At 54.1% G+C, this 12,977-nt stretch carries 9 protein-coding genes; 6 read left to right on the top strand and 3 right to left on the bottom strand.

Going from position 1 to position 12,977, the window contains the following annotated elements; all coding sequences use genetic code 11:
• The first annotated feature begins 5 nt into the window (after positions 1-5).
• From WBJ47_RS10185 to WBJ47_RS10170, 4 genes are all read left to right on the top strand, one after another.
• Positions 6-1,175 carry an alpha-hydroxy acid oxidase gene (locus WBJ47_RS10185; protein ID WP_422245294.1) on the top strand — a complete coding sequence of 390 codons (1,170 nt, stop codon included), beginning with the start codon at positions 6-8 and terminating at the stop codon, positions 1,173-1,175.
• Positions 1,176-1,225: 50 nt separating this feature from the next.
• Positions 1,226-1,897 (top strand): RraA family protein, encoded by a 672-nt coding sequence (locus WBJ47_RS10180; protein ID WP_422245295.1) that lies wholly within the window; start codon positions 1,226-1,228, stop codon positions 1,895-1,897.
• 106 nt (positions 1,898-2,003) lie between these two features.
• Positions 2,004-3,029 (top strand): hydroxyacid dehydrogenase, encoded by a 1,026-nt coding sequence (locus tag WBJ47_RS10175; protein ID WP_422245296.1) that lies wholly within the window; start codon positions 2,004-2,006, stop codon positions 3,027-3,029.
• A gap of 36 nt (positions 3,030-3,065) precedes the next feature.
• Entirely contained in the window at positions 3,066-4,046 is a 981-nt protein-coding gene (locus WBJ47_RS10170) for a tripartite tricarboxylate transporter substrate binding protein (protein WP_422245298.1), read from the top strand.
• Here the strand turns inward: WBJ47_RS10170 and WBJ47_RS10165 are convergent.
• The 3 genes from WBJ47_RS10165 to uvrA are packed head-to-tail and all read right to left on the bottom strand — an operon-like array spanning position 4,017 to position 11,508.
• Complete coding sequence (locus WBJ47_RS10165) at positions 4,017-4,736, bottom strand: aminotransferase class IV family protein (protein ID WP_422245331.1); 720 nt, start codon at positions 4,734-4,736, stop codon at positions 4,017-4,019. The two genes, WBJ47_RS10170 and WBJ47_RS10165, sit on opposite strands and share 30 nt — an antisense overlap.
• A gap of 8 nt (positions 4,737-4,744) precedes the next feature.
• On the bottom strand, positions 4,745-5,902 hold the full coding sequence (locus WBJ47_RS10160) for an aminodeoxychorismate synthase component I (protein WP_422245300.1): 1,158 nt from the start codon (positions 5,900-5,902) through the stop codon (positions 4,745-4,747).
• Positions 5,899-11,508, bottom strand: a complete 5,610-nt coding sequence (gene uvrA, locus WBJ47_RS10155) for an excinuclease ABC subunit UvrA (protein ID WP_422245302.1) — start codon at positions 11,506-11,508, stop codon at positions 5,899-5,901. The genes WBJ47_RS10160 and uvrA overlap by 4 nt, the downstream gene beginning before the upstream one ends.
• 102 nt (positions 11,509-11,610) lie before the next feature.
• Here uvrA and WBJ47_RS10150 point away from each other — a divergent pair, with 102 nt between their 5' ends.
• A complete protein-coding gene (locus WBJ47_RS10150; protein WP_259662067.1) occupies positions 11,611-11,742 on the top strand; it encodes a hypothetical protein in 132 nt (43 codons plus the stop codon).
• A 166-nt stretch (positions 11,743-11,908) separates the two neighbouring features.
• Complete coding sequence (locus WBJ47_RS10145; protein ID WP_422245304.1) at positions 11,909-12,964, top strand: cyclase family protein; 1,056 nt, start codon at positions 11,909-11,911, stop codon at positions 12,962-12,964.
• The last annotated feature ends 13 nt before the right edge of the window (positions 12,965-12,977 follow it).

Raw genomic sequence — 12,977 nt, 5'->3', positions numbered from 1 at the left:
CAACCATGACTCAGACACGTGCATTATCCAAGATTCTTTCCTTGGCTGATTTTGAACGCGCTGCAGCAAAGCGCTTACCTAAGCCCATTTTCGGGTATGTATCGGGAGCGTGTGAGGACTGTCACTCCTTGCGCGCAAACCGCGATGTCTTTGCAGAGTACGAGTTTGTGTCTCGTATTTTGGTGGATATTTCTCAGCGTTCACAGACAGTTGAGATTTTTGGCAAGCAATACGATGCGCCGTTTGGCATGGCACCCATGGGGATCACGGCGATGTCAGCCTACCGCGGCGATATCGTGCTGGCGGAGGCGGCCAAGCGCGCCAATGTTCCAATGATCATGAGCGGTTCGTCGCTGATCAAGATGGAAGAGCTCGTCGCGGTCGCACCTGACGCGTGGTTTCAAGCGTATTTGCCCGGCAAGGTCGATCAGATCGCACCTTTGATCGATCGCGTGGCCACTGCAGGTTTTAAAACCCTGGTCATCACGGTGGATACGCCATCATCGGCGAATCGCGAAAACAACGTGCGTACGGGCTTCTCCACGCCCTTGCGTCCCAGTGTGCGCCTGGCGTGGGAAGGGATCAGTCATCCACGTTGGTTGTTTGGTACCTTTCTGAAAACCCTCATGCGCCATGGCATGCCGCATTTCGAAAACTCTTTTGCCACCCGTGGCGCGCCCATTATGTCTGCGAATGTCATGCGCGACTTTTCCTCACGTGGCCATTTGAATTGGGATCATGTGCGTGAGATTCGCGCGCGCTGGAAGGGCCCGATGGTCATCAAGGGTATTTTGCATCCAGCAGACGCTGCCTTGGCTCGCCAGTACGGAATGGATGGCGTGATTGTCTCCAATCACGGCGGCCGTCAGCTTGATGGTGCAGTGGCCCCGTTGCGGATGTTGCCGCAAATTCTTGATCAGTTCAAAGACGGTCCAGTGATGTTGGATAGTGGTGTCCGGCGCGGCACAGACGTCTTGAAAGCGCTCGCATTGGGTGCGCGCTGCGTATTTTTAGGTCGCCCTTTTAACTACGCAGCGGCAGTGGGTGGCCCTGCCGGTGTCGATCATGCAATTTCCTTGCTGTCGCAAGAAGTTTTGCGCAATATGGCGATGATGGGAATCAACCGTCTGAATGAACTGACGCCCGCCTCCTTGGTGCACGTCGGTCGCCGATAAATTTTTCTAGTCCTTTTACGCTAACTATCTTTTTAAAAAACGGAGTCAACATGGCAGATCTTGGATTCGCGGTGAATACACACAAGCACACCGTCAGTAACGCAACACTCAAAAAGTTTGCAAAATTTGCAGTGGCCAATATCAGTGATGCGGTGAGCCGCACGAACGGCACGGTAGACCTGCGTCCGATCCATAAAGGTGGCCGCATTCTGGGTCGCGCGTTCACCGTCAAAACTGCCCCAGGTGACAACCTGATGGTGCACAAGGCGATTGATATGGCCGCACCTGGTGATGTGATCGTGGTGGATGCAGGTGGTCCTCAGCGCAACGCCATCATCGGCGAAATCATGTCTACACTGGCAGAAAGCCGCAAAATTGCTGGTTTTGTGATTGACGGTCCTATTCGCGACTTCGACGCCTTGAGCAAGGGCAAATTTCCAGTTTTCGCACGCTCCATTTCGCATCGCGGTCCTTACAAAGAAGGCCCCGGTGAAATCAACGTGACGGTCTGTGTGGACGGCATGGTTGTTCATCCCGGCGACATTATTGTGGGTGATCACGACGGCGTGTTTGCGATTCGCCCAGAGATGGCTGATCAGTTAGCAAAAATTGTGGCTGACATTGAGAAGAAAGAAAAAGAGATCTTCGCCAAGATTGCTAAAGGTACGCTGGACCGCAGCTGGGTCGATCAGTCCCTGCGCGCAAAAGGCGTCCTGAAGTAATCATGGATCGCTATAAGCGCATACCCTGATTCACAGTATGCGCTGAATCAACAACAATCAGTCACACTGCCCACTACGGTGGGCAGTTCATTATTGGACGGAGACAATGAAAAAAAAGGTCGTACGGTTTGATTTCTGGTTGAACCCAGCGTTCGATCAACACATGAGCACGCTGAAGGACATTGATGTGTCAGTCAGCCAGTACTCGGATGACGAACAAAAGACATTGGCGCTGTTTAAAGACGCGCACGTCTATCACATCTGCGCTGCGCGCGATGAGGTGCCGTCGCAATGGTGGGTCGACGAGACTCTGCTCAGCAAGATGCCTAATTTGTTGTGTGCGTCGACCTCGGGTGCGGGCTACGACCCTGTCGACGTTGAGGCCTGCAACCGTCATGGCGTTCTGGTGGTCAACCAGTCTGGCTGTAACGCCAACTCGGTGGCTGAGCATGCAATGGGCATGCTGCTTTCGGTGAAGCATCGCATTACAGAATCCGATCGCGTGATGCGCGCCAACGCCTACACTACGCGTGAAGATTTGATGGGCAACGATATTCGCGGCTCAACGATCGGCATCGTGGGTGTGGGTAATATCGGCACACGCATGGCAGAGTTAGCAAAAGCTTTCGATATGAATGTACTGGGCTATGACCCTTACCTTTCAAGTGAGGAAATCAAGCGACGTGGCGCCACACCGGTGAGTTTTGAAGAGTTGCTCGCGCGTTCGGATGTGGTGACGGTTCATTGCCCACGCAATCCAGAGACGTTGAACTGGATTGGCGCCAAAGAGTTTCGCGCCATGAAAAAAGGCGCTGTCTTTATCGCCACTGCGCGTGGTGGTATCCATGACGAGCAAGCACTGTATGAAGCTTTGCGTGACAAGCATCTCTCTGGAGCAGGCCTTGATGTTTGGTCGGTCGAACCTCCCGCGCCAGACAATCCATTGCTCAGTCTCCCTAATGTTGTAGCGACCTATCACACCGCTGGCGTTAAACACGAAGCCCGTGGCAATGCAGCGGCAATGGGTGCAGCGCAAATCGAAGTCATCTTGCGTGGAGAGCGTCCGCCACGTTTAGTGAACCCCGAAGTATTTCCAGTATTCCTGGAAAGATATAAAAAGATGTTTGGATAACAAAATAAAAACAGCACTAAACCGAGGAGAGTGAGTATGAAAAAAGTGATCAATAAGTTGAGTCGTTTAGGGAGTGTTGCCTTGTTGGCCGCAGCAGCATGGTCGGGTTCAGCGGCGGCGCAGTATCCAACCAAGCCTATCACCATGGTGATCGCTTTCGCGCCTGGCGGTGGAACCGATCTGATTGCGCGCTTGATTGCCCCCTATATTGAAAAACACCTGGGCAACAATGCACGCATCATTGTGACCAATCGTCCTGGCGCGGGAGGTGGTATTGGTTTTACTGAGATCGCCAAGGCTACGCCAGACGGTTACACCATTGGTTTTGTGAATACGCCCAACATGTTGTCGATCCCAATCGAGCGTCCATCCAGTTACAGCTGGCAGAGCTATGACCTGATTGGCAACCTGATTGATGATCCAGGTGCTTTCGCGTTGAACACTTCCTCGCCGATTAAAAATCTGAAAGAGCTCGCTGCTTATGCCAAAGCAAATCCCGGCAAAGTGACCGTGGGTTCAACAGGTGTGGGCTCTGACGACCACCTCGCGATGCTCTTTTTTGAGCGTGCAGCCGGCGTCAAAATGACACACATTCCTTACAAAGGTTCTGGTGAAACACGTGCAGCAGTCGTTGGCGGTCAAGTGATGGTTGCTGCAATCAACGTTGGTGAGGCGCTTGCCTACATCAAAGGTGGCTCTCCAATCAAAATGATTGGTCAGATGTCTGCCAAGCGCACTGTATTGGCGCCAGATGTTCCTACGTTCGCGGAACAAGGCTACAACATTGAGAGCGCTTCTTTGCGAGGCTTGGCCGCACCGAAAGGACTTCCTGCCGATGTTCGTGAAAAGCTTGTCAGCGCAGTCGCCAAGGCCGCTGCAGATCCTGAGTACATCAAGAAAGCGGGTGAGTTGTTTGCGCCGATTCGCTATCTCGCACCCAAGGAGTATGCAGTCGAGTTGGAAAATACTGACAAGCAGCTGCGTCAGTTATGGAAGGAAATGCCCTGGAAGGATTGATGGGTCTAGTTGTACGTCAAACCAGCCGCGCAAGGCATTCGATAATCTGATTGAGGCCTTGTCGGCGGTAAAGTCCAAGGAGGTAAGGATCGCTTCCTTGGCTTGTCCGGTCTCTAACAAATGTGTGCGCAAGACGCCGCCCAAGAGTCCAGAGGCCAGTGGTGGCGTGAGCCATCTGCCTTCTTTCAATACGTAAATATTCGAGCGACTACCTTCACAGAGCTCGTCTTTTTCGTTTAAAAAAATCAAATCAAAATAATCAGGGTGCAGGGTGAGCCACTGTGTGGTCGCGTCATACCAGGGGCGATGTGTCGTTTTGTGTTGCAAAAAAGGTTCAGCACTGTCGAGTCTCAGGTGAGTCAACGCGACGAAAGGCACGCCTTGCAAAGCTGGTAGCGGTGCAGTTTGAATGTCGAGCTGGCCAAGAGGATTGAGTAAGAGTCGAACACGCGTGCCGGAGATATCGATTGCGTGAGAGGACGGGTGAGACGTGTTGGCGGCGGCCGAGATCGGCGACGCAGAGCCGGCTTGGTCTAACGCCCCTTGGATGGCCGCGATGACCGTATCGTCCCCAGGAAAAGCATATCCCAGCGCTAGAGCAGATTGCTTTAAACGCCGCAAATGATAGGGCAGCAGCACAACCTTCCCCATTGCGTCTGCCTTCATGGTTTCGATCAAGCTGGGTTGCAAGTTTTGAGTCATTGATCTTTGTTCAATATCCGAGCTTTCCAATGGCATTCGTCCCACTCTTGCTCAGGGTTGGAGTCGTAGACGATGCCTCCGCCGACATGATAGCGACCTTGGCCTTGAGCATCCAATACAAGTGTGCGAATCGCGACATTCAGTGAAAAGTCACCGTTTGGCGCGAGCCAACCCAAGCTGCCACAGTAAATGCCGCGGGGTTCAGGTTCTGTTTCTTGAATACGTTTCATTGCTGCGATTTTTGGCGCACCTGTGACTGAGCCGCAGGGGAATAGGGCTTTTAAAATCTCGGCTAGCGAGGTCTCAGTGGCAATCTCAGCTTGCACCGTCGACGTCATAGTCCAGACGGATGGATATTTTTCCAAAGAGAATAATGGATCGGCTCGAACTGTTCCGGGGCGTGCAAGGCGCCCAAGATCGTTTCTGAGTAGATCCACAATCATCAGATTTTCAGCGCGATTTTTTTCACTCGCCTGCAGAGTCTCGCCGAGTATGCGATCCGTTTCAGGATCCGCAGAACGTGGTGCGGTGCCTTTCATCGGTCGCGTGATGAGGGTGTTGCCCGTTCTCTGTAAAAAAAGTTCAGGTGAAAAAGAAAGAATCGTCCGTCCTTCGTCCTCGATAAAGGCCGCGTGGGCGACAGGATGGCGTGTGGCGATTTGACGATACAGTTGCGCGGGGTCTCCCTCTGTTTTGACAGACAAAGGGAAGGTTGAGTTGATCTGGTAGACCTCACCTTGCGCGATCCATTCTCGGATCTGCTCAATGCGAGCAAGGTAACGCGCCTTGGCAATGCCAGGGGTGACTGACAGAATGCTAGCTTGCGTATCGCTTGTATCGCTTTTACATTGCGCAGCCACAGACCAAGGCCGCTCTTCGTGCATGTGCTCAAACACCAGTGCCGTGAGTCTCGGTTGTGCATGTGAACTATCAAGAACAGCTTGCCGAGACGACTCCGTCAGCGCTGGCTCCAGCCACTCACCCAATTCGTACTCGAGCAGCAACGCCACCCAGTGCCCGGCGCGACGCGCATCCTCAATCTGGGCAAACGCCTCAGGCAGTTCCCCAGGTGAGGTCGCCACAATTCGACCACACGGCTGCGTGAGCACGCGTGCATGCTGTGTCAGACGATCCTCGAAACGACAGTGACTCATGAACGATTTAAAAACTCATGAAGGACTTCACCTGTGTGCGATTTTTGGCGTGCGGCGACCACTTGCTCGGGCGTGCCTTCGATCACCAGTTGTCCGCCGCCCGAACCACCCTCTGGACCCAGATCCAACAGCCAATCGGCTTCGGCAATGATGTCCAGATTGTGTTCGATCACCACAACGGTATTGCCAGCCTCAACCAGGCGATGCAACACACGAATCAATTTTTCCACATCTGCCATCGACAGACCGACAGTCGGCTCATCCAAGACATAAAGTGTATGCGGCAGGCGCGAGGCACGTCCGGTGGTGATCACACCCTCGGTCATTCGAGCTTTAGCCAGTTCAGTCACAAGCTTGATGCGTTGTGCTTCACCACCCGAAAGCGTGGGAGAGGGTTGGCCCAGCGTCAGATAGCCCAGTCCCACGTCTTGCATCAGCTGCAAGGGATGGCGGATGCGCGGATGGGCTGCAAAATACCCGATGGCGTCATCGACTTCCATGGACAACACATCGCCCGCGTGTTTCTCGCGCATTCTGACACCCAAGGTGTCGGTGTTGAAACGCGCGCCATTGCACGCATCACAGGGCACTTTGACGTCAGGCAAAAAGCTCATCTCTAACGTGCGCATACCTTGGCCTTCGCACAACGGACAGCGCCCATCACCCGTATTAAAGGAAAAGCGACCTGCACCCCAACCGCGAATGCGTGCTTCATTGGTTTCAGCAAACTGTTTGCGGACATCGTCCCAAAAACCGATGTAGGTCGCAGGACATGAGCGCGGTGTTTTACCGATCGGCGTTTGATCGACTTCGAGTACGCGATCTAATACATCCCAGCCTGTAATCTCTGCGCAACCATGCCAAGGTTGCGCGCCACGTGCCGCAATCGCTGCTGAGAGGTTATCCAGCAAGACCTCTCGTGCGAGAGTCGACTTGCCAGAGCCGGACACGCCGGTGACGACACTCAAACGCCCAATCGGAAAATGTGCGGTCACGCCGCGCAAGTTATGCAACATCGCACCCTTGACCGTGATCATCGGCGTATCTTTGGCAATGGGGCGTCTAGGTTGCAACGGGTGCGCTAAAGGATGACGCAAATAATGTCCCGTTGTGGACTCAGGTGCTTCCATGAGGTCTTGAAGCGTGCCTTGCGCAACGACACGACCGCCACGCACACCTGCACCCGGTCCGATATCGATGATGTGCTCAGCCCGACGAATCGTATCGTCATCGTGCTCCACCACCACCAGCGTATTACCGTTTTTCTCTAGCCTGGATAGCGCACCGAGCAGGATACGATTGTCACGCGGATGCAGACCAATTGTGGGCTCATCCAGCACATAACAGACACCCTGCATGTTCGAGCCTAATTGCGCGGCGAGGCGGATACGCTGTGCTTCGCCACCCGATAAGGTCGGTGCGGCACGATCAAGGGCCAGATAGCCCAAGCCGACCTCTTGCATAAATTGCAGACGGCCACGGATTTCGCTCAAAATGTCACGCGCAATTTCCGCATCTCGGCCACGCAAGACGAGGCCGGTAAAAAAGGTGTGTGCATCTGAGACAGGCATGCCTGCAAGCTCAGCGATAGATTTATCCCGCCACAACACCGCACGTGCAATCGGATTGAGACGCGCGCCATGACAGCTGGTGCAGGTCTGCGTCTCACCCTCGTACGAGGCGTTCCACGCGTTCTCTTCACCGGTTTGTTCGCCGTCAAAGCCTTGCAGTTGCAAACCTGTTCCAAAACATCCCTGACACCAGCCGTGTTTGGAGTTGTAGGAGAACATCCTTGGGTCTGGCTCAGGAAAGCTCGTGCCGCAACTTGGGCAGGCACGTTTCACTGAAAAATGTGTTTGCTCGAGTGGCGCAGACATATCGCTTTCGAGTTTGCCCAACGGCCACAGCACACTCATCAACCCTTGGCCGTGCTCGAGCGCGCTGCGGACGGCCTCACGCAAAGCTGCCTCGTCCTTGGTGCTCACGACTAAATCAGCAACCGGCAATTCAATGGTGTGCTCTTTGAAACGATCCAGACGCGGCCATTTAGCGGTGCCGATAAACTCATTGTCGACACGCAGATGGGTAAAGCCCTTACCTGAAGCCCATTTCGCCAAGTCGGTATAAAAACCTTTTCTTGCCGTGACCAGCGGTGCCATCAGACCGATGCGCTCGCCTTTGTGGTCACGCATGATGCGCGCGACAATTTGATCCGCACTCTGAGGCTCTACGCTGACCTGACATGTCGGACACATTTGCGTCCCGAGTTTCATGTACATCAGACGCAAGAAATGATGGATCTCCGTCATGGTGGCGACGGTCGATTTACGACCCCCACGGCTCGTACGCTGCTCGATCGCCACGGTGGGTGGAATGCCAAAGATTGCATCCACGTCGGGCTTGCCGGCAGGCTGCACGATCGCGCGTGCATAGGCATTCAAGGATTCAAGGTAGCGGCGCTGTCCCTCGTTAAACAAAATATCAAACGCCAATGTGGATTTGCCCGAACCCGACACTCCCGTGATGACTGTGAACTTATCGTGGGGAATACTGACATTGATATTTTTGAGATTGTGCTCTCGCGCATGCAAAATATCGATGCTGTGTGAGCGACGTCTTTCTTTCAACACGCTTTGCAGGGGACGACCACTGGCTTCTTGAGCGGGTATGCCTGCCGCACCCGAGCCAATCGCATCCGGAGTCATCGCTACAGCATACTCACGCAGCGCCGCACCTGTGTGCGAGCGTGGATTGGCCATGACGGTTTCTGGACTTCCGACCGCCACGAGTTCGCCGCCGCCATCGCCACCTTCCGGACCCAAGTCGAGCACCCAATCCGCGGCACGAATCACATCAAGGTTGTGTTCGATGATGAGTAAAGTATGTCCCGCGCCCAAGAGCTTTCGAAACGCGCGCATCAGACGTGCGACATCGTCAAAGTGCAAACCTGTGGTGGGTTCGTCAAACAAAAACAAACTTCCCTTTTTAGCGACCTTTGCAGTAGAAATACCACTGCGCGCTGCTTCGGCAAGGTGTCCCGCTAACTTCAGACGTTGCGCCTCACCACCCGACAGCGTTGGCACAGGCTGACCCAGCTTGACGTATTCCAAGCCGACGTCTGCGAGCGGCGCGAGTCCCAGCTGCACATCACGCAAGCCTTTGAAAAACTCCAAGGCTTCAGACACCGTCATATCAAGCACGGCGTCGATCGAGGCGCGTCGACCCAGATGTTCGATCTGGACCTCACGGACCTCGGGTCGAAAACGTTTCCCATCACAGTCTGGGCAACGGATATAAACATCCGATAAAAACTGCATCTCGACGTGTTCAAACCCTGTGCCGCCACAGGTGGGGCATCGACCATCACCGCTGTTAAAGCTAAAGGTTCCCGCGGTATAGCCACGCTCACGCGCGACGGGCGCTTGTGCAAACAGTTTACGAATGGGATCAAACGCGCCCACATAACTTGCGGGATTGGAGCGCGCCGTCTTGCCGATTTGGGCCTGATCGACCATCACGACATCAGCAAGTTGCTCGGCACCCAGGAGGCGATCAAACGCGCCGGGTGCTTCGGTCGGCTTGCCCATGATCTTGAGCATGGCTGGGTACAACACGTCTTGAATGAGTGTAGATTTCCCCGAGCCTGAGACACCCGTCACACACACTAGACGTCCCAACGGAATTTCGATTGAGACATTTTTGAGGTTGTTCGCGGTGACACCCTCCAAGATGAGCCTCGGGGTGTTGTCCGCAACAGGCATGGGACGCGGCGCTTCGACTTTGAGTCGACCGCCCATGTATTGACCGGTCAGTGTGGTGGCGTCTTTAAGCGCAGCCGGTGTGCCATCAAACACAATTTGACCGCCACGTTCGCCAGGGCCTGGGCCGACATCAATCACGCGGTCGGCGGCGATCATCACTTGAGGATCGTGTTCGACTACTACTAGTGTGTTGCCAGCGTCACGGAGTCGATGCATCACCTCAACCACACGGTGGATATCCCGCGGGTGCAGACCAATGGAAGGCTCGTCCAGCACAAACAAGGTGTTGACTAGAGAAGTCCCTAGTGCGGTCGTCAAATTAATACGCTGAACTTCACCCCCTGAGAGGGTGCGACTTTGCCGGTCCAGCGTCAGGTAGCTCAAACCTACATCACAGAGAAACTTCAGTCGTGCGCGCACCTCGGTTAGCACCAGATCCATGGCCGCATCCATGGCGCCAGGAAAGGTCACTTGATCGACAAACGTTCGCAGCTGCACGATCGGTGTCAGCATCAAGTCTTGAATCGACTTGCCCTGAATTCGCCACAGGAGGGCATCGGGTTTGAGTCGTGCGCCTTTGCAGGTCGGGCAGGGCGTATAACTACGGTATTTAGACAGCAAGACCCGCACATGCATTTTGTATGACTTGGTTTCGAGCCAGTCAAAAAAACGCTGCACGCCGTACCATTGCGTTTTCCAGGCTTGATTGCCGCCTTTCCAAAGTGGGTCGCCATGCAGGACCCACTCTTGATGTTCTGGGGGGAGATATTTCCATGGCGTATTGATCGAAACATTGGCACGCTTGGCGTACTTTTCCATTTCGACCTGACACTCTTTATAGCTCGGTGTCTGCCAAGGTTTGATCGCACCGCCTTCGAGCGTCTTGTTCTCGTCTGGAATGACCAAACCAAAATCAATCCCAATGACGCGACCAAAGCCTCGGCAAGCCTCACACGCGCCAAGTGGCGAATTGAATGAAAACGTACTGGGCAAGGCATTGCTATAGCTGATGTTGCAATCTGCGCAGTGCAGCTTGTCACTAAATTTCCAGACCTCTGTATCCGCGCCTTCCTGATCGACAGCATGGACGGATATCAGACCATTGCCCATTTTGAGGGCAATGTCGAAGGCCTCCATGACGCGAGAGGGCTCCGCGGTGGAAAAGCGGAACCGATCCTGCACGACGCGCAGGGTGCGTAACAGCGGCGACAGGGTTGCGGATTTCTTTTTGGAAGCTTTCGCAGGTGGCGCGACCGCTGCACTCGAGGCCGCAGCTGACTGCAGCGGGTTTTCATCCGCATGCACACGCGTATAGCCTTGCTGCTCTAAAAATCCACGCACTTCATCTTCTGTGAAGTTCAGTGGGACCTGAACCGGAAAAGTCACGACCAAGCGAGGGTCATTCGCTTTTTCAGAGCGTGCCTGGACGGCAGCAAAAATAGATGCGGTACTGTCCCGGCAGACTGCCTGGCCACACCCGCGGCACATTAGTTGCGCGCCCCGCGCGAACAGTAGCTTGAGGTGGTCGTTGAGCTCCGTCATGGTGCCGACCGTACTGCGTGAGCTGCGGACCGGATTGGTCTGGTCGATGGCGATGGCAGGCAAAATGCCTTCGATGCGATCGACAACCGGTTTGTCCATGCGATCCAGAAATTGACGCGCATAGGGCGAAAAGGTCTCGACATAGCGTCGTTGACCTTCGGCATAGAGCGTGTCAAACGCCAGAGAGCTTTTGCCTGAGCCGCTTACGCCCGTGATGACCGTCAGTTCGCCCGTATTCAAGGTCAAATCGAGGTTTTTAAGATTGTTCTGGCGTGCGCCAGTGATGCGAATGGTTGGGTTCATAGCGTAATCATAGAGCGGCGGCCTGCAAGGCGCATGGAAAACCAGATGAATATTCTGGCCAGATATAGGGTAATATACGAAGCTCAATACCGGAGAATTGCTATGGCTTCAGAAACAAAACGCACGCGCCGCAACACTCTCGAGCGCCGTTGCTTGGGCAAGGCCTTCAAGCGCCTGTTCGTCAACGCACCGAAAGGCGTGTTCAAAATGCTGGAAAAAGTCAAGAAAGCCTGAGTTTTTGGCATTCGGACTAAGTATTTAGAATTAAGTATAGGGCTGCAAACTTAACGGTTTGCAGCCCTTTTACTTTTTCTGACCAAGTTTCAGGTCCGTTTTTCTTGTAAAACGGGCGATTACCGTTCCAATCATTCAATTAAAAAATAAAACCTGGAGATTCGCTATGAGTGGCAATAAACGTTGGGTCAATCGCCCAGAGGGCTCTACTTGGGGTGATTTTGGTGAGGATGATCAGCGCGGTCGCATCAACTTGCTGACCTCAGAAAAGCTTAAGCAGGGCATTGCCGAGGTCAAAGAGTTTCAGCCTTTCTGTCTGAGCCTGCCTTTGGACCTCCCGGGGGGTAACTTATTGAATCCACGGCGTTTTCCGCCTGTCATCCGTCCCACCTTGCGTGGCGATCGCCCCAATATGAACTATGGTCTGTTTCGAGATAACGACCAGCAAACCGACGTGATCAGTGATGATCTGGTTGTGATGCACCTCCAATACTCCACGCAGTGGGACAGTTTGGCCCACGTGGGCTCCAGATTTGATGCCAATGGCGACGGGATCCCCGAGTCGGTCTATTACAACGGCTATCGTGCGGGCGAGCACATTATCGGACCTACTGATGGCAAGGATGCGGGCGTTCCTGGACCGGGCGAAAACAAGTCCACCTCCAACGCCATCGCGCTGGGTATCCAAAATATGGCCGAGTCTTGCGTGCAGGGTCGCGGCGTAATGATCGATTTCCACGCGCACTTTGGCAATAAGCGAGAAATCATTGGTTACGACACGCTGATGCGTGTGATGGAGCAAGACAAAGTGGTCGTTGAGCCCGGCGACATGGTGTGTTTGCATACGGGTTTTGCACAACTGCTGATGGACATGAAGGGCAACCCTGATCTGCACACGCTTGAAAACAGCTGCGCGGCGTTAGACGGTCGCGATCAAAAACTCCTCAAGTGGATCACCGACAGCCAGCTTGTTGTGCTGATGGCTGACAACTATGCGGTTGAAACTTACCCAGCGACCAGCCACATCGGTTGTTGCGCGACATTGCCTTTGCATGAGCATTGCTTGTTCAAACTCGGCGTGCATTTGGGTGAGATGTTTTATCTCACCCCCCTGGCGCAATGGTTGCGTAAGAACGGTCGAAATCGCTTCTTGTTGACCGCGCCACCGTTGCGTTTGCCCGGTGCTGTGGGTTCGCCTGCCACGGCGGTCGCCACGGTTTAACCGTTTTTTAAAC

It is taken from the genome of Zwartia sp., assembly GCF_049655405.1.
Classification (GTDB): Bacteria; Pseudomonadota; Gammaproteobacteria; order Burkholderiales; family Burkholderiaceae_B; genus Zwartia.
Note: the sequence above shows the minus strand (reverse complement) of the source record. Positions and strands in the feature narration are given on the sequence as shown.